Origin of the sequence: Sphaerisporangium sp. TRM90804 (assembly GCF_029846175.1) — a bacterium.
GTDB lineage: Bacteria > Actinomycetota > Actinomycetes > Streptosporangiales > Streptosporangiaceae > Sphaerisporangium.
The window spans coordinates 238,266-254,906 of the sequence record NZ_JARWAC010000016.1; the positions used below are offsets into that span (position 1 = coordinate 238,266).

At 72.7% G+C, this 16,641-nt stretch carries 15 protein-coding genes; 5 read left to right on the forward strand and 10 right to left on the reverse strand.

Features of this window, described 5'->3' with window-relative positions:
- Positions 1-9: 9 nt before the first annotated feature.
- Genes PYR91_RS21425 through leuC form a run of 5 tightly spaced genes read right to left on the reverse strand, consistent with a single transcriptional unit; the run spans position 10 to position 5,334 of the window.
- Positions 10-1,089, reverse strand: a complete 1,080-nt coding sequence (locus PYR91_RS21425; RefSeq protein ID WP_279782140.1) for a branched-chain amino acid aminotransferase — start codon at positions 1,087-1,089, stop codon at positions 10-12.
- A 2-nt stretch (positions 1,090-1,091) separates the two neighbouring features.
- The gene (locus PYR91_RS21430) at positions 1,092-1,475 is read right to left on the reverse strand and encodes a nuclear transport factor 2 family protein (protein WP_279782142.1); all 384 of its coding nucleotides are present in this window, start codon (positions 1,473-1,475) and stop codon (positions 1,092-1,094) included.
- A gap of 14 nt (positions 1,476-1,489) precedes the next feature.
- A complete protein-coding gene (gene leuA, locus PYR91_RS21435) occupies positions 1,490-3,271 on the reverse strand; it encodes a 2-isopropylmalate synthase (RefSeq protein ID WP_279782144.1) in 1,782 nt (593 codons plus the stop codon).
- Positions 3,272-3,329: 58 nt separating this feature from the next.
- Positions 3,330-3,917 (reverse strand): 3-isopropylmalate dehydratase small subunit, encoded by a 588-nt coding sequence (gene leuD / locus PYR91_RS21440; RefSeq protein ID WP_279782146.1) that lies wholly within the window; start codon positions 3,915-3,917, stop codon positions 3,330-3,332.
- A 37-nt stretch (positions 3,918-3,954) separates the two neighbouring features.
- A complete protein-coding gene (leuC, locus tag PYR91_RS21445; RefSeq protein WP_279782148.1) occupies positions 3,955-5,334 on the reverse strand; it encodes a 3-isopropylmalate dehydratase large subunit in 1,380 nt (459 codons plus the stop codon).
- A gap of 186 nt (positions 5,335-5,520) precedes the next feature.
- Between leuC and PYR91_RS21450 the strand changes: the two genes are divergently transcribed.
- Positions 5,521-6,522, forward strand: coding sequence for a TauD/TfdA family dioxygenase (locus PYR91_RS21450; RefSeq protein ID WP_279782150.1), 1,002 nt, complete (start codon positions 5,521-5,523; stop codon positions 6,520-6,522).
- A 152-nt stretch (positions 6,523-6,674) separates the two neighbouring features.
- On the opposite strand, the gene PYR91_RS21455 is transcribed toward PYR91_RS21450, so the two are convergent.
- A complete protein-coding gene (locus PYR91_RS21455; RefSeq protein WP_279782152.1) occupies positions 6,675-8,336 on the reverse strand; it encodes an SIP domain-containing protein in 1,662 nt (553 codons plus the stop codon).
- Positions 8,337-8,364: 28 nt separating this feature from the next.
- Positions 8,365-9,720 carry a SidA/IucD/PvdA family monooxygenase gene (locus PYR91_RS21460; RefSeq protein WP_279782154.1) on the reverse strand — a complete coding sequence of 452 codons (1,356 nt, stop codon included), beginning with the start codon at positions 9,718-9,720 and terminating at the stop codon, positions 8,365-8,367.
- A 79-nt stretch (positions 9,721-9,799) separates the two neighbouring features.
- Here PYR91_RS21460 and PYR91_RS21465 point away from each other — a divergent pair, with 79 nt between their 5' ends.
- The 4 genes from PYR91_RS21465 to PYR91_RS21480 all read left to right on the forward strand — a co-directional run bounded on the left by PYR91_RS21465 (position 9,800) and on the right by PYR91_RS21480 (position 13,316).
- A complete protein-coding gene (locus PYR91_RS21465) occupies positions 9,800-10,747 on the forward strand; it encodes a methionyl-tRNA formyltransferase (RefSeq protein ID WP_279782156.1) in 948 nt (315 codons plus the stop codon).
- Between the two features lie 555 nt (positions 10,748-11,302).
- Positions 11,303-11,701, forward strand: coding sequence for a VOC family protein (locus tag PYR91_RS21470; protein WP_279782158.1), 399 nt, complete (start codon positions 11,303-11,305; stop codon positions 11,699-11,701).
- A gap of 62 nt (positions 11,702-11,763) precedes the next feature.
- On the forward strand, positions 11,764-12,105 hold the full coding sequence (locus PYR91_RS21475; RefSeq protein WP_279782160.1) for a YciI family protein: 342 nt from the start codon (positions 11,764-11,766) through the stop codon (positions 12,103-12,105).
- Positions 12,102-13,316, forward strand: a complete 1,215-nt coding sequence (locus tag PYR91_RS21480; protein WP_279782162.1) for a sigma-70 family RNA polymerase sigma factor — start codon at positions 12,102-12,104, stop codon at positions 13,314-13,316. The genes PYR91_RS21475 and PYR91_RS21480 overlap by 4 nt, the downstream gene beginning before the upstream one ends.
- A 115-nt stretch (positions 13,317-13,431) precedes the next feature.
- Here PYR91_RS21480 and PYR91_RS21485 read toward each other — a convergent pair whose 3' ends face one another.
- From PYR91_RS21485 to PYR91_RS21495, 3 genes are all read right to left on the reverse strand, one after another.
- On the reverse strand, positions 13,432-14,271 hold the full coding sequence (locus PYR91_RS21485) for an ABC transporter ATP-binding protein (RefSeq protein WP_279782164.1): 840 nt from the start codon (positions 14,269-14,271) through the stop codon (positions 13,432-13,434).
- 4 nt (positions 14,272-14,275) lie between these two features.
- A complete protein-coding gene (locus tag PYR91_RS21490; protein ID WP_279782166.1) occupies positions 14,276-15,385 on the reverse strand; it encodes an iron chelate uptake ABC transporter family permease subunit in 1,110 nt (369 codons plus the stop codon).
- Between the two features lie 118 nt (positions 15,386-15,503).
- Positions 15,504-16,529: an iron chelate uptake ABC transporter family permease subunit gene (locus PYR91_RS21495; RefSeq protein WP_279782168.1), complete on the reverse strand. Its 1,026-nt coding sequence runs from the start codon at positions 16,527-16,529 to the stop codon at positions 15,504-15,506.
- Between the last annotated feature and the right edge of the window lie 112 nt (positions 16,530-16,641).

Here is a 16,641-nt window from a genome sequence, read left to right on the forward strand (position 1 = left end):
TCGGGGAGATCAGGTGCGGGGGATCCTGTGCAGCCACCCGTCCGGATCGGGGAGCAGCCCATGGTGGAGGTCGACGAGCGTCTGGTGCACCGACTGGGTGACCGGGCCGGGCCGGCCGTCGCCGATCGTCCAGGTGAAGCCGTCGTCCACCACCTTCCCGACGGCGGTCACGACCGCGGCGGTGCCGACGGCGAACGTCTCGGTGATCAGCCCGGCCTCGGCCTCGGCGTGCCAGCGCTCGATCGAGACCCGCTCCTGCCGCACCCGCAGGCCCAGCCGCCCGGCGATGGCCATGACGGAGTCGCGGGTGATGCCGGGCAGGAAGGTGCCGGTCAGCTCGGGGGTGACCAGCTCGGCCTCGGCCCCCGTGCCGCGGACGAAGAACAGGTTCGCGCTGCCCATCTCCTCGACCCAGCGGTGCTCGACGGCGTCCAGCCACACGACCTGCTGGCAGCCGGCCTCCTTGGCGCGCCGGTGCGCCATCAGCGTGGGCGCGTAGTTGCCGGCGTACTTGGCGTTCCCGGTGCCCCCGGGGGCCGACCGCGACTGGTCGCGGCACACCCACACCGCGAGGCTGTCGGTGTCGTCACCGAAGTAGTCGCCGATGACGAAGCCGATGAGCACGAAGGTGTACTCCACCGCCGGGCGCGGCACCAGGTTGGCCTCGGAGGCGAACAACACCGGCCGCAGGTAGAGGGCGAGGCCGGGGTCGCCGGACAGCCACCGCTCGTCGGCGGCCACGAGCTGCTCGATCGCCTCGACGAAGGAGTCCTCGGGCACCTCCGGCATGGACAGGCGGTGCGCCGACCGCTGGATCCGGCGGGCGTGCGCCCTGGGCCGGAACGCGGCCATGCCGCCGTCGGGCTGGCGGTGGGCCTTCAGGCCCTCGATGACGCTCTGGCCGTAGTGCAGGCACGCGGTCGCCGGATGCAGGGACAGCTCCCGCACGGGGCCGAGCTCGGGGCGGCTCCAGCCCTCGTCCTCGGTCCAGCGCATGGTGACCATGTGGTCGGTGAAGGAGCCGACGCGCCCCTCGGCCAGCAGGCCGGACCCGGTGGCCGGGGCGCCGGTGTCGATGCTGGATGTCATGGCTACTCCTTGAAGGAGGGGGTGAACAGGAAGGAGTCCCGCCGCGAGAACAGGCCGTCGTCCGTGAGCTCGAAGAACTCGGCGAATCGGTGGGAGACCTCGCTCCCGTCGACCAGGGTTCCGCTGAAGCTGCCGCGCACCGCGACGTCGCCGCCGCTCTCGACGACCGTGGCGACCGTGTGGGCGCCGCTGCGGATGGCCCGCTTCTCGAAGTAGAAGCGCTCGATCGCGTCGCGCCCGGCCATGACCTCCTGGCCGGGACGGTGGTAGGTGGCGTGCGGGGCGAACAGGGAGGCGACCCCGGTGAAGTCGCCGGCGTCTATCAGCTCGTAGAGCCGGTGGACCTGGGCCGTCGCCGGGCGTGTGCCGTCTGCGGTCGTCGTCATCGTCTGTCTCCTCTTCATCCCGCCATGGCGCCGAGTCGCGGGGCCCGCGGCGCGGGCGGCTCGGCCTTCACCAGTCCTCGCCTGGCCGCCCGGTTGACGGCCGACAGCACGGCCTTCAGCGAGGCCGACACCGAGCTGACGTCGACGCCCGTCCCCCACAGCACCTGGTCGCCGATCTCGCACTCCAGGTAGGCGGCGGCCCGGGCGTCGGTGCCGGAGGACATGGCGTGCTCCGCGTAGTCCAGGACACGCACCTCGATGCCGACCGACGCCAGCGCGTCGGTGAAGGCGGAGACCGGGCCGTTGCCGAAGCCCTGGATCTCGCGGATCTCGCCGTCGATCCGGACGTCGGCCTCCAGCACGTCCACGATCGCCTCGCCCGAGCAGCGGAAGGCCGCGCGGGAGGAGAGGCGGTGGGTCAGCAGGCCGGTCCTGCCGTCGCCCGACAGGTACTCGGCCTGGAAGAGCCGCCACATGCGCGCCGGCGCCATCTCGCCGCCCTCGGCGTCGGTGTGCGCCTGCACGACGCGGGAGAACTCCATCTGCAGCCGCCGGGGGAGCCGCAGGCCGTGCTCGGCGTGCATGACGTAGGCCACGCCGCCCTTGCCCGACTGGCTGTTCACCCGGATCACGGCCTCGTAGGTGCGGCCGACGTCGTGCGGGTCGATCGGCAGGTACGGGACCTCCCAGCGCGCCCCGCCGACGGGCACGCCCTCGCGTGCGGCGCCGGTCCGCAGCGCGGTCAGCCCCTTGTTGATGGCGTCCTGGTGGGAGCCGGAGAACGCGGTGTACACCAGCTCGCCGCCGTACGGGTGGCGCGGGTGCACCGGGATCTGGTTGCAGTACTCGACGGTGCGCCGGACCTCGTCGATGTCGCCGAAGTCGATCCGCGGGTCGACGCCCTGGGAGAACAGGTTGAGCCCCAGGGTGACCAGGCAGACGTTGCCGGTGCGCTCGCCGTTGCCGAACAGGCAGCCCTCGACGCGGTCGGCGCCCGCCATGAGCCCCAGCTCGGCGGCGGCGACGGCCGTCCCGCGGTCGTTGTGCGGGTGCAGCGACAGCACCAGCGAGTCGCGGCGGGCCAGGTTGCGGTGCATCCACTCGATCTGGTCGGCGTAGACGTTGGGGGTGGCCATCTCGACGGTGGCCGGCAGGTTGACGATCACCTTGCGGTCGGGGGTGGGCCGCCAGACGCCGGTGACGGCGTCGCACACCTCCGCCGCGTACTCCAGCTCGGTGCCGGTGAACGACTCCGGCGAGTACTCGAAGAAGATCTCGATGCCGCGCATGCCGTCCGCCTGCCGCAGGCACAGCTCGGCCCCGCTCACCGCCAGCTCGCGCACGCCGTCGCGGCCCAGGCCGAACACCACCCGGCGCTGCAGCTCGGACGTGGAGTTGTACAGGTGGACGATCGCCTGGCGAGCGCCGCGCAGGGACGCGAAGGTGCGCTCGATCAGCTCGGGCCGCGCCGGGGTCAGCACCTGGATCAGCACGTCGTCGGGGATGAGGTCCTGCTCGATGAGCTGCCGGACGAACTCGTGGTCGGTCTGGCTGGCCGAGGGGAAGCCGACCTCGATCTCCTTGTAACCCATGCGGACCAGCAGCTCGAACATGCGCCTCTTGCGCGCGGGGCTCATCGGGTCGACCAGCGCCTGGTTGCCGTCGCGCAGGTCCACCGCGCACCACCGCGGCGCCGTCGTCACGACCCGGCCGGGCCAGGTGCGGTCGGGCTGGTCCACCGGGGCGTAGGCGTCGTACCGGTGGTGGGGCATGGGCGCGTGCTGTGTGATCGTCATGTGGTTGCTCCCTGCGGGCCGCCCACGGCGTCGGGGCCGGCCCTCGTGTGCGGTGCGATCAGATGGTGGTGGGAAGGGAGGGACGGCGCCGCCACTCGTAGGCGGTGAGGTCGGCCTCGTGGCGGAGGGTGGCCGCGATCGGGTCCAGCCCGGCGAGCAGCCGGTCGCGCACGTCGGCGTCCAGGGTGAACGGCTGGGTGAGCCCGGGGGCGCGCACCCGCAGCCGCCGCAGGTCGACGGTGATCCGGGTGGCGGGGTCGGTCTCGGCGGCCAGTTGCAGGCGCTCGGCCACCGGGGCCGGGACGGTGACGGTGAGCAGGCCGTTCATCAGGGAGTTGGCGCGGAAGATGTCCCCGAACCTCGGGGCGAGGATCGCGCGGAAGCCGAAGTTGTGCAGGGCCCACACGGCCGCCTCCCGCGAGGAGCCGACGCCGAAGTTGTCCCCGGCGACGAGCACGGTCGCGCCCCGGTAGCGGGGGTCGTCCAGCGGGAAGCCGGGGTCGGTGCGCCAGTCGGCGAACAGCGCGGCGGCGAACCCGGTCCGCAGGGGGTTGGTGCAGAAACGCGCCGGGATGATCTGGTCGGTGTCGACGTCGCTGCGGCGCAGGGGGACCGCCGTCCCGGTGTGCACGGTGAAACTGGTCATGGCGAAGCCCTCACGGCTCGGAGGAGACGGGCACGGGTCACAGGTCGCCGGGGGCCGACAGCCTGCCGGCGACGGCCGTCGCGGCGGCGACCGCGGGGGACACCAGGTGGGTGCGCGCCCCCTTGCCCTGCCGGCCCTCGAAGTTGCGGTTGGTGGTGGAGGCGGCGCGCTGCCCGGGACGCAGGCGGTCCTCGCCGAGCGCGACGCACATCGAGCAGCCGGGCGCCACGCGGAAGTCGGCGCCGGCCTCGGTGAAGACGCGGTCGAGCCCCTCCTCGACGGCCTGCCTGCGCACGCGGGTGGAGCCGGGCACGATGATCATCTGTACGTGGTCGGCGACGCGCCGGCCGCTGAGCACGCCGGCCGCCGCGCGCAGGTCCTCGATGCGGCTGTTGGTGCACGAGCCGAGGAAGACCACGTCCACGCCGATGTCGCGCATGGGCGTGCCCGGCCGCAGGTCCATGTACTGCAGCGCCCGCTCGGCCGCGGCGCGCTGCACGTCGTCGTCGTACCCGGCGGGGCTGGGGACGCGCCCGTCCAGGGGGACGCTCTGGCTGGGGTTGGTCCCCCAGGACACGTACGGGGTGAGCCGGCGGGCGTCGAAGACGACCTCCTTGTCGAAGACCGCGCCCTCGTCGCTGCGCAGCGTCCGCCAGTACGCGCGGTCGGCCTCGGCCGCCGGGCCCAGGTGCTCGATGGTGACCTCGTCGGCCGCGACCATCCCGGCCCGGGCGCCCATCTCCACCGCCATGTTGCACAACGTCAGCCGGCCCTCCATCGTGAGCCCGGCGACGGCCTCGCCGCGGTACTCGACGATGTGGCCCTGCCCGGCGGAGGTCCCGGCCGCGGCGATGAGCGCGAGGGCCAGGTCCTTGGCCGTGACGCCCGCGGGCAGGCGCCCGTCCACCGTGACCGCCATGTCCCCCGGGCGTGACAGGTGCACGGTCTGGGTGGCCAGGACGTGCTCGACCTGGCTGGTGCCGATGCCGAAGGCCAGCGCGCCGAACGCGCCGAGCGTCGTGGTGTGGGAGTCGCAGCAGACGATCGTCATGCCCGGCTGCACCAGGCCCAGCTCGGGGCCGATGACGGCGTAGATGCCCTGGCTCGCCTGGCCGAGGCGGTGCAGCGGGATGCCGAACTCGGCGCAGTTGTCGCGCATCAGCTTGCGCTGCAGGCGCCGCGCGGGGTCGGGGTCGAACTTGTCGACCGCGACCGTGGGCGTGGTGTGGTCCTCGGTGCCGACGGTGAGGTCGGGCCTGCGGACCCGCCGCCCGGCCGCCCGCAGCCCCTCGAACGCCTGCGGGGTGTTCACCTCGTGCAGCAACTGCAGGTCGACGTAGAGAAGGTCGTTGCCGGCCGAACCGCGCTTTATCGTGTGCGCCTGCCACACCTTCTGGGCGAGCGTCTCCTTCGCCATGGCCGTCCCCTCTTCATCGTCTGCCGCTGGTAAAACGAAACAGCAGGGCGGCGGTACGCGTCAATAAACCCCCCGGTGAATTGACTCCACCTTCGGATGAGTCGGCTCCTCTTCGGGACAGGTGGCGGCGGAAACATCCATCGCCAGGCCGATGACAAGGGCATACGCGCTCGTAGAATTCACGGTATGAAACCGTTTTATGCGTTCAGCGACGAGCAGCGCGACGGGCTCCGCGAATTACTGGAGACCGTCCCCGGAAATCCCTACGAGGACTACGTCGCTTTCTCGCGGGCGGTCGCCGGCATCGGCGAGCGCATTCCCGAATTCTTCCGCGACATGTGCTCGCGAATCCGGAGGGAACGGGAATCCGGCGTCTCCGACGTCCACGTGCTGCGCAACTGCCCCGTGGACGCGGTGGTGCCCGAGCTGTCGCCCGACGACCCGGTCGGCGACAAGTACGCCAAGAAGCACACCTTCGTCGCGGAGGCGTTCCTGGAGCTGTTCTGTCAGGCGACCGGCACGCCGCTGATGGCCTACGGCAGCCGCAACAACGGGGACTTCTTCACCGACGTGGTCGCCATCAGCCGCTACCACGGCATGCAGACCGGGTTCAGCGACAGCGAGCTGGTCTTCCACAACGACCGCACGGCCCACTGGGCCCGCGCCGACTTCATCTGCCTGCTCGGCATGCGCTGCCCGCAGGAGGAGGTCATCTACACGACCTTCGTGGACGGCCGGAGCCTGCTGGCCCACCTCACGCCCGACCAGCAGGAGGTGCTGCGCAAGCCGTACTACGTGACCCCGTTCGACGTGTTCTCCCGCGACACCAACAGCAGGCAGGTCGTGTCCGAGGACCACCCGATCCTGGAGAACGACCGCAGCTTCCGGTACCTGGAGACCTGCACCACGGTCGCCCACGGCGCCCCTCCGGAGGCCAAGGACGCGCTCATCGCCATGAAGGACGCCGTCGTCAAGGCCACCAAGCAGCGCCACCGGCTGTTCGACGGCGACCTGCTGGTCTTCGCCAACCAGGACGGCCTGCACAGCCGGGACCGGATCGAGATCAACGACACCGCCCGCGCCGCCACCCGCTGGCTGCTCAAGACCTACGCCTTCCGCGACCACGCGGCGGCCGACCGCCTGGACGGCCGCTGGCTCGGCGGCGTCCGGGGACGCATCGCCGACTGACGCGGCGGGCGCCGGGTTCACGGCGCGTGGGCGGACGTCCGCGGCTGCCGGAACGCGGCCGGGGGCCGTCGCCGCTCACGGGCCGGGGTCGCGGTCGGCCCTCACCCCCCGGGTCGCAGTCGTCCCCGACGCGCCGGGGTGGCGGTCGTCGCTCACGCGCCGGGGTCGCGGTCGGCCCTCGGGATGCTCCAGTAGCCGAGGGCGCACACCTCGTCGCGGCGCAGGCCGCGCTCGGACAGCAGGTGCCGGCGCAGGCTCTGGATCATCAGCGACTCGCCGCCCGCCCACACCTGGCCGCGGCCGGGCGGCAGGTCGAGGCCGCGCACGACGTCCTCCAGCGCGCGGCCCCGCCCGGGGGGACGCGCGCCGCGGTGCACCCAGCGCACGTCGGGGTGCGGGGCGTCCAGCGCGGCGTGCTCGGCGGCGTCGCGCACCTCCACGACCGCGATGGACGGCCGCCCGGCGGGCAGCGTCTCGGCGACCGCCGCGATGGACGGCAGCGCCGTCTCGTCGCCGACCAGCAGCGTCCACTCGGCCGACGGGTCGGCCACCCAGTGCACGCGGGTGCCGCCGAAGCCCACGCGGTCGCCCGGGACGGCGCGGCACGCCCACGCGGAGGCGCCCACGTGCGCGCCGTGCTCCCCGGGCGATCCATGGACGAAGAAGTCGGCCGTCACGAGCCCGGCGCCGCGGTCGTAGCGGCGCACGGTGATGTTCGCGGTGTGCTGCCCTGCGGCGCCGGCGGGGAAGCGCCACCGGCCCTGCTCCGGCAGCACGATCTCGGCGGCCCCGGGGGCCGGCCAGATGAGCGTGATGGTCTCGGCGGGCTCCTCGACGGGCAGCGCAGAGCCCTCGGCGACGCGCATGACGACCCGCCGCATCAACGGCGACAGCGGCCGGCTGGAGACCACCTCCAGCAGGCCCACGGACAGCGGGAACGCGCGCACCGGCGAGCGAGGCCGCTCGGGGGCGCGTGCGCGCGGCGGCCGTCGCGCGACCACCCGCACGTGGCGGACGTCCAGCGCGCCCGCGTCCGACAGCGCCCGGACGGCCTCGTCGACGAACACCTCGCCGTCCCCGCCGAGCGCCTCGGCCTGCGCCGCCAGCGCCACCCCCCAGTACGCCTCGCTCCCGAGGCGCGTCTCGTCGTCGCGGTGGCCCCCGTAGCCCCCGGCCGTCTCTCGCGCCGGGTCCCCGTCGTCCTCCCCGTACAGGCGCACGTCGTCCTGGGCCAGCAGGATCTCCAGCCCCTCCTCGCGCAGCACGGCGCACACCTCGTCCACGCGGTGCGGGTGCATCTCCACCGGGACGGCGGCGAGCCTCGCCTCCCACCGGGGCTCGCGGGCGAGCGAGCGCAGCACCTCGCCGGCGGGCGGCGCGGCCGGATGCGTCCGGTCGTGGCTCCACTGGAGCACCACCAGGCCGCCGGGGACCGCGGCGCGCGCCATCGTGCGCACGGCGCCGCGGGCGTCGGCGAGCCCCTGGAGCGTCCAGGAGGAGTGCACGACCTCGTACGCCCCCTCGGCGAGCCGCAGCGTCCGGGGGTGGCGCACCTCGGCGGAGACCGGGTGCCCCGCGCACAGCTCCCTGGTCGCCTCGACCATCGCGGGCGAGGCGTCGTGGGCCGTCACGGTGAACTCCCACTCCGCCATGACCAGGGACACCTCCCCGCGACCGCATCCGACGTCGGCGAACCGGCCGCCCGAGTGCAGGTGGGCGCCGGCGTCCAGAACCGCCTCCACGGCCGTCTCGGCCAGGGCCTCGGCGTACGCCTGGCGGGCGCGGGCACCGTTGGCGGGGGCCGTGTGCGTCACGGGGTGAGCCTCGTCTTCGTCGCGGCCGTCATGCCCAGGCGCGCCCGGCCGCGAGCGGAACGGCCGGCGCGTGCGCGCGGTGGGCGAGCAGGGAGTCGCGGATCTCCCCGGCGCGGACGGCCGTGGTGGACAGCAGGGTGGAGGTGAGGCCGTGGGTGTGCTCGGTGCCCCCCTGCAGGTAGATGCCGGCGCTGACCATGGGCGCCAGCTGGACGCGGTGGTCGCGGCCGACGCGGACGGCGTCCTCCTCGTCGCGCAGGCACAGCTTGGCCGCCTCGCCGAGCACGGTGCCGATGTCCCGCGGGCGGTAGCCGGTCGCGTGCACCAGGACGTCCGCCGTCAGGATCTCGCGCTCGCCCGTGGGCAGGTACTCCACGCTCACGTCGAGGCGGTCGTCCCGCTCGAACACCTCGCGGATGCGCGAGATGTTGAGGAAGCGCAGGCGCTCGCGACCGGCCACCTTCTCGCGGTAGGCGGTCTGGTAGAGCTCCTGGATGAGCTCCATGTCGACCACCGAGTAGTTCGTGCCGCGGTGGTAGTCGAACAGCGACTGCTTCACGCCCGCCGGGGAGTTGTAGTAGATGTCGACCGCTTCGGGGTCGAAGATGCGGTTGGCGAACGGGCTGTCGTCGGCCGGGGTGTAGCCGTACTTGGCGAAGACCGCGCACACCTCGGTGTGGGGGAAGGTGCGGTGCAGGTAGGCGGCGGCCTCGGCCGCGCTCTGCCCCGCGCCGAGCACCAGCGCCCGGCGGATCGGCCTTCCGGAGCCGGCCAGCTCGGCGACGCGCGGCACCAGCTCGCTGTTGTGCCAGACGCGGTCGGACAGGATGGTGCCCGGGGGCAGGTGGGGCTCCAGGCCGGTGGCCACGGAGACGTTGCGGGCGCGGCGCACGATGGTGCCGCCGGGGTTGCCGGGGTCGGCGCTGATCACGTCGAACCAGCGGATCTCGCCGTCCTCCGCCATCACCGGCTCGACGGCGAGCACCTCGGAGGAGTACTCGACCAGGTGCGGCAGGCGGGCGGCGGCCCACTCGAAGTACTCGTGGAACTCCACGCGCAGCGGGAACAGCGTCTTCTGGTTCAGGAAGTCGACCAGCCTGTCCTTGTCGCGCAGGTAGCACAGGAAGCTGAACTCGCTCGCCGGGTTGCGCATGGTGACCAGGTCCTTCAGGAAGGACACCTGCATGGTCGCGTCGTCGATGAGCATCCCCCGGTGCCAGCCGAAGCGCGGCTGTCTCTCCAGGAACCCGGCGTGCAACCTCTCGGCTGCCGGGACGGCGGCGTTATGCTCCTCGACGGCAATGGCCAACGCCAGGTTCGACGGGCCGAAACCGACCCCCAGGACGTCGTAAATGGTGTCGGGCCCACTGTGCAGTGTGTCCACCGCGGCATCGCCTCCTCATGGCAAACTTTAGATAAGGTTAGCCTTACCTTGCAAGGCGCTGTCGAGGAGAGGATCGACCATGCGGGTCGTCATGTTCGGCTACCAGACCTGGGGCCACCGCACGCTGCGGGCTCTGCTCGACTCGGAACACGAGGTCAGGCTGGTCGTCACCCACCCGAAGAGCGAGCACGCGTACGAGAAGATCTGGGACGACTCCGTCGCCGAACTGGCCGCCGAGAACGACGTCCCCGTGTTGCTCCGGCAGCGGCCCGACGACCCCGAACTGCTGCTCGCGCTCCAGGAAGCGGCGCCCGACATCATCGTGGCCAACAACTGGCGCACCTGGCTGCCCCCAGAAGTGTTCGACCTCCCCCCGCACGGCACGCTGAACGTCCACGACTCGCTGCTGCCGAAGTACGCCGGGTTCTCCCCGCTGATCTGGGCCCTCATCAACGGCGAGCGGGAGGTCGGCGTCACCGCGCACCGCATGGACGCCGAGCTCGACGCGGGCGACATCGTGCTGCAGCGCTCGGTCCCGGTGGGCCCGGCCGACACCGCCACCGACCTGTTCCACCGCACGGTCGACCTGATCGGCCCCATCGTGCGCGACTCCCTCGACCTCATCGCCTCCGGCCGGGCCCGGTGGATCCCGCAGGACCGCAGCCAGGCCAGCTTCTTCCACAAGCGGTCCCTGGAGGACAGCCGCATCGACTGGACCTGGCCCGCCGAAGACCTGGAGCGCCTGGTGCGCGCCCTGTCCGACCCCTATCCCAACGCCTTCACCTACCACCGCGGCGAGCGCCTGCGCGTCGTGGCGGCCTCGGTCTCGAAGTCCTGCTACGGCGGCACCCCGGGCCGCGTCTTCATCCGCGAGGGCGACGGCGTCGTCATCGTCGCCGGCGCCCAGGCCCGCGACGGCCGCTGCCGAGGCCTGGTCATAGAACGCGTCCGCACCGAAGACGGCGCCGAACACAAGGCCCACGACTACTTCCAGACCATGGGCGGCTACCTCACCCCCCGCCCCTAGGCCTAAGTGCAACCACCCACCCCGAAATGGTGCCTTCGGCGCTGCTTTCCCGGGGCGGTCCTCGCCTCACCAACACCGCACCGCCGCGCCGTGCGGCTCCGCGAGCCGGCGGCCTGTCAACCGAGCGTCGCGGCGCATCTCGCGGAGCCGTAGCCCGCGTCGATGAGAGAGCGCGGGGTGCCGATCCGAGCCCTGAGGCGGTTCCCGGGTGAAGGGGACGGCGTCAGCCGGTTCTCTCCGCCAATGGCTCGATGGGCGCGGGCGGTGAGGTGACGTGGTGGCGGCACGTCGATTTGGTGGGCCAGGTCGAGGTAGGTCGTGGGCTCGTCCAGCAGTCGGCGCCCGCCGACGTACTGCGTCACGTCCCCTATGAGGTGAGAGTGATCGCCACCGTATGGGGAGCGGGTCGCCTCCTGCCGATGGACTGGATCCTCACGAAGACGCCCGGCCCGTTGTCGTATCGCGGCCCCGCCCGATCGTCTCACTGGTGATGGCCGGAGTTGGTCGGCGCTCGCGGATCCACTCGACGGCATATCGAGACGACAGGGGCAGGTCATGCACGCGACGCTCAACACGATCGACATCGTGGTCTCCGACATGGAGGCGTCCATCGCCTTCTACGCCCGCCTGGGGCTGGTCTTCAAGCTCGATGAGCACTCGCCCGAGCACGCGTCCTGCGACCTGCCGGGCGGGCTGCACGTCATGCTCGACACCGAGGCTTTCCGCACACCGTTCCTGCCCGGCTGGAGCGCGCCTACCGGCGGCCCCCGCACTCTGCTGTGCTTCGAGTTCGAGGCCCCGGCCGGGGTCGACGCCGCCTACACCGAGCTGGTCGAGGCCGGCCACCGGGGGCTGGCCGAGCCCTTCGACGCGATCTGGGGTATGCGGTACGCCACCGTGGCCGACCCCGACGGCAACGGCGTCGACCTGTACGCCGTGCTCCCGGCCGGCTGAGTCCCAGGGTTCATGGTTCAGGCGGCGCCGGGTAGAGCAGCGAGAGACAACGGAGGACAAGGGTGAAGTACGTGCTGATGTTCGTGGAGACCGAGCGGTTCGCCAAGGAGTTGGAGGCGATGGGCGAGGTGGAGCAGCGGGCGGCGTACGAGGCGGTGGGCCGCTGGTTCGCCGACAACGCCGACAAGATCACTCACCATACGCATCTGGCGCCGGTGCACACCGCGACCACCATGCGGCTGCGGGGCGACGCCGAGCCGGTCGTCACCGACGGCCCGTTCGTGGAGGGAAAGGAAGCGGTGAGCGGGTTCGCCGAGATCGAGGTGGCCGATCTGGACGAGGCGCTGAAGCTGGCCCGGTCGTGGCCCGCCTGTCCCGTCGTGGAGATCCGCCCGGCGTCATGACGTTCGAGCAGGCGCACAGTGACCAGGTGCTGGCCCGCGTCGTACGTGAGCACGCGGGCCGGCTCGCGGCGAGGTTGATCCCGCTGCTGGGCGACTTCTCGGCCGCCGAGGATCTGGTGCAGGACGCGGTCGAGGCGGCGCTGCGCCGCTGGCCGGTGGAGGGGATTCCGGACCGGCCGGACGCGTGGTTGTTCACCGTGGCCCGGCGCCGCGGCCTGGACGTGCTGCGGCGCGAGTCGAACTACCGCGCCAAGCTCACCCTGCTGCGCCCGGCGCCGGCGGCACCGGATGACCGCCTGCGGTTGATCTTCATCTGCTGTCATCCGGCTCTGGCCCCGGCGGCACGGATCGCACTGACGCTGCGGGTGGTGTGCGGGTTGTCCACCGCGCAGATCGCCGCGGCGTTCGTGGTGCCGGAGAGCACGGTGGCGCAGCGCATCACCCGGGCGAAGAAGAAGATCACCGAGGCCGGTATCCCGTACGGCGTTCCCGCTGGTGACGACCTTCCTGAGCGACTGCAGGCGGTGCTGGCGGTCATCTATCTGCTGTTCAACGAGGGCTACCTCTCCAGCACCGCCGGGCGGGCGCACGCGCGAGACCTGGTCGACGACGCCGAATGGCTGACCGCGCTGCTGGCCGGCCTCGCACCGGGTGAGCCCGAGGTGATCGGGTTGCTGGCGCTGATCCGGCTGCACCGGGCGCGCGGCCGGGCCCGATTCGACGCGAGCGACCGCCTGGTGCCACTGGACGAACAGGACCGCGAGCTGTTCGATCGGCCGGCCATCGACGCGGCCGCGGCGCTGTTGGTACGCACCGCCCGCGCGCACCGGCGGCCGGGGCCGTACCAGCTGCAGGCCGCGATCGCAGCCTGTCACGCCGAAGCGGAGTCGTTCCAGAGCACCGACTGGGCGCAGATCCTGGTGCTGTACGACATGCTGCTGCACGTGGCGCCCTCGCCGGTCGCCCGTCTGCACCGGGCCGTCGCCTTGAGCTACACCATGGGAGCCGAGGCGGCGCTGGCCGAGTTGGACGACCTCGGCGACCCCGGTGGCGTCCTGGCCCGCTACCCCCTCCTGCACGCCACCCGCGCTGATCTCCTGCGCCGCCTCGACCGCCCGGCCGAGGCCCGTTCCCACGACGAACAGGCGCTGCGACTGACCAGCAACCCCGCCCAGCAGGCACTGCTCCAGGAGCGCATCAGCTGGATCTGAACGACCTGGCCTCCCGGCCACTCGCATCGAGTGATCCCGCGTGCCGCGGGCGGGCTTGACCGGTGCGCCGGGTGACCGGGGTGTGCGCTCACCCCTCGCGGGGACTCGTCCGCCGTCAGCCGGTTCGTTCGGGGACCCGGTTGAGGGGGGTGGGGGCGTCGTGGTGGCGGCTGAGGGGGATGACCATGGGGGTGCCGCTCACGGGGTCGGTGGCCACCTGGCAGCGGAGGCCGAAGATGTGTTCCACCGACTGGGCGGTGATGACGGCGGAGGGGGGGCCTTCGGCGACGATGCCGCCGGACTTCATGGCGATGACGTGGTCGGCGTAGCGGCAGGCCTGGTTGAGGTCGTGCAGGACCATGACGATGGTGCGGTGCTCGCGGCGGTTGAGGTCGGTGATGAGGTCGAGCACGTCGATCTGGTGGGCCAGGTCGAGGTAGGTCGTGGGCTCGTCCAGCAGCAGCACGGGGGTGCCCTGGGCCACGGCCATGGCGATCCAGGCGCGCTGGCGCTGGCCGCCGGACAGCTCGTCGACGGCACGGTGGGCGAGGTCGGTCATGTCGGTGGCCGCCAGCGCGCCGAGCACGGCCTGCTCGTCGGCCTTCGACCACTGCCGCCACCAGGTCTGGTGCGGGGAGCGGCCGCGGTTGACCAGGTCGATGACGGTGAGACCCTCGGGCGCCACGGGCGCCTGCGGCAGGATGCCGAGGCGCTGGGCCAGCTCCCTGGTGGGGACCGACTGCAGGGCGCGGCCGTCGAGCCGCACCGCGCCCGCGCGCGGCGCCAGCAGCCGGGCCATGGCGCGCAGCAGCGTTGACTTGCCGCAGGCGTTGGCCCCGACGATGGCGGTGACGCGGCCGGGTGGGATGGCCACGTCCAGGCCGTCGATCACGACGCGGTCGTCGTACGCCAGGCGCAGGTCGTTCGCCCGCAGGTCGGGGTCGGTGGTCGACATGCCTTCAGCCTCCTGATCCCGCGCGGTTGGCGCGGATGAGCAGCCAGAGCAGGACGGGGGCGCCGAGCACCCCGGTGACGAGTCCGACCGGCACTTCCATGCCGGGGATCAGCTTTCGTGCCGCGAGGTCGGACACCAGGACCACCAGGGCGCCGGCCAGCGCGGAGGCGACCGGGGGCGGCGCGGCGGCGCGGGCCAGCCGCTGGGCGATCTGCGGCGCGGCCAGCGCCACGAACGCGACCGGCCCGGCCGCCGCCGTGGCGAACGCGACCAGGCCGACGGCCGTGAGCATGACGCCGAGGCGCACCGGCTGCACGCGGGTGCCGAGCCCCGCGGCGACGTCGTCGCCGAGCTGCAGCGTGCCCAGCAGGCGGCCGAGCATCAGCGCCACCGGCACCAGCACCAGCAGGGCGAAGGCCAGCGGGATCGTCTGGTCCCAGTCGCGGCCGTTGAGGTTGCCGACCAGCCAGCCGAGCGCGGCGTGCGCCTCGAAGCGGCCGGCCCTGGCCACCAGGTAGTCGGTGGCGCTGGTGCAGATCCACGACACCCCGATGCCGACCAGGATGATCCGGTAGCCGGTGGTGCCGCGCTTCCAGGCCAGCACGTAGACCGCCAGCGCCGTGGCGAGCGCGCCGGCCAGCCCCAGCGCCTGGACGCCGAGGCCGGCATCCCAGCCGAGCACGATGCCGGCGACCACCGCCGTGCCCGCGCCCTGGACCAGGCCGATCACGTCGGGGCTGGCCAGGGGGTTGCGGGTCATGGTCTGGAACAGGGCGCCGGACAGGGCGAACGCGGCGCCGGCCAGCAGCCCGGTGACCGCGCGCGGCAGCCGCAGCTCCTGGACGACCAGCAGCGTGCCGGGGTCGCCGATGCCCGCCAGCGCCTGGACGACGCCGGTGAACGGGATCGGGTAGTCGCCGATCGACACGCCCCAGCAGAAGACGAGGAAGGTGGCGACCGCCAGGCCGGCGCACACGGCCACGAGCCGTGGGCGCACGAACCCCGACACGGGCGGCACCGCCAGCCGGAACGCCCGCGCTGCGGGCGCCGAGGGGACGCCCCCGGCCGGAGACACCGCCGCCTCGCGCGGCCCGGAGGGAACTCTCGCGCTCATGCTCCCGCCTCCTGCGCGGCGACGGGGCCGCGATGCGGACCCGCCGTATGGAGGGGGTGGCGGTGCGGGGTGGCGTTCTCGGCCGTCTCGGGGCGGGGCGCGGGGGCGCCGTGGGCGCTCATGCTTCGGCCAGTTTGCGGCGGCGCACCATGGCGATGAAGAAGGGGCCGCCGATGAAGGCGATGAGGACGCCGGCCTGGACCTCGCTGGGGCGGGCGATGACGCGGCCGAGGATGTCGGCGGTGAGCAGCAGGCAGGGGGCGAGCACGGCCGACAGCGGGAGCAGCCAGCGGTGGTCGGGGCCGAGGCCGGCCTGCTGGGTGAGGACGCGGGCCACGTGCGGGACCACCAGGCCGATGAAGACGACCGGGCCGATGACCGAGACCGCCGCGCCGGTGAGCAGCATCACGGCGAGCACGCCCTGCAGGCGCACCAGCCCGAGCCTCCGTCCGAGGGAGGCGGCGACGTCGTCGCCGAGGGCCATGCTGTTGAGCGCGGGCGCGGAGAACAGCGCCAGCACCGCGCCCGCCAGGACGAACGGCAGGATCTGGCGGACGGAGTCGCCGGTCTGGTCGGCGAGCGAGCCGGCCGCCCAGAACCGGTAGCGGTTGAGCGCGTCGGCGTCGGTGAGCACGACGGCGCTGGTCAGCGAGGACAGCAGCGCGGTGATCGCGACCCCGGCCAGGGCCAGTTTGACCGGCGTCAGACCGGAGCGCCCCAGCCGCGCCAGCGTGTAGACCGCGACGCTGGCGAGCAGCGCGCCGGCGAAGGAGAACCAGATGTACTCCAGCAGCGAGCCGAAGCCGAACAGCGCCGCCGACAGGACGATGGCGAAGGACGCGCCGGCGCTCACCCCCAGGATGCCGGGATCGGCGAGCGGGTTGCGGGTCAGCGCCTGCATCACCGCTCCGGACAGGCCCAGGGCCATGCCCGCGGCGATCCCGAGCAGGGTGCGCGGCACGCGGACCGACCAGATGACGTTGCCGACCGTCGGGTCGCCGGCCTGGCCGAAGAGCGCCTGCACGACCTGGCCGAGCGGGATGCTCCGGGCGCCGAGCCCGATCGACAGCAGGCACAGCGCGACAAGCAGGGCACCGAGCAGCGCCACGAGGACGGCCGGGCGAAAACCCGTGCTCCGACTCACCGAGCCCTCACCACTTTGCGACTTCCTTAGGTTAGGCAGACCTTAACTGTAGCCCTGTCCGCGGTGAGGGGGTGGCGGCAGGGGGACTTTTTACTTAGGTAATGCTTACCTT

Excerpts from the sequence above, each read along its gene's own strand:
- PYR91_RS21425 (WP_279782140.1), bottom strand. The coding sequence starts at position 1,089 with ATGACATCCAGCATCGACACCGGCGCCCCGGCCACCGGGTCCGGCCTG.
- PYR91_RS21430 (WP_279782142.1), bottom strand. The coding sequence starts at position 1,475 with ATGACGACGACCGCAGACGGCACACGCCCGGCGACGGCCCAGGTCCAC.
- leuA (WP_279782144.1), bottom strand. The coding sequence starts at position 3,271 with ATGACGATCACACAGCACGCGCCCATGCCCCACCACCGGTACGACGCC.
- leuD (WP_279782146.1), bottom strand. The coding sequence starts at position 3,917 with ATGACCAGTTTCACCGTGCACACCGGGACGGCGGTCCCCCTGCGCCGC.
- leuC (WP_279782148.1), bottom strand. The coding sequence starts at position 5,334 with ATGGCGAAGGAGACGCTCGCCCAGAAGGTGTGGCAGGCGCACACGATA.
- PYR91_RS21450 (WP_279782150.1), top strand. The coding sequence starts at position 5,521 with ATGAAACCGTTTTATGCGTTCAGCGACGAGCAGCGCGACGGGCTCCGC.
- PYR91_RS21465 (WP_279782156.1), top strand. The coding sequence starts at position 9,800 with ATGCGGGTCGTCATGTTCGGCTACCAGACCTGGGGCCACCGCACGCTG.
- PYR91_RS21470 (WP_279782158.1), top strand. The coding sequence starts at position 11,303 with ATGCACGCGACGCTCAACACGATCGACATCGTGGTCTCCGACATGGAG.
- PYR91_RS21480 (WP_279782162.1), top strand. The coding sequence starts at position 12,102 with ATGACGTTCGAGCAGGCGCACAGTGACCAGGTGCTGGCCCGCGTCGTA.
- PYR91_RS21485 (WP_279782164.1), bottom strand. The coding sequence starts at position 14,271 with ATGTCGACCACCGACCCCGACCTGCGGGCGAACGACCTGCGCCTGGCG.
- PYR91_RS21490 (WP_279782166.1), bottom strand. The coding sequence starts at position 15,385 with ATGAGCGCGAGAGTTCCCTCCGGGCCGCGCGAGGCGGCGGTGTCTCCG.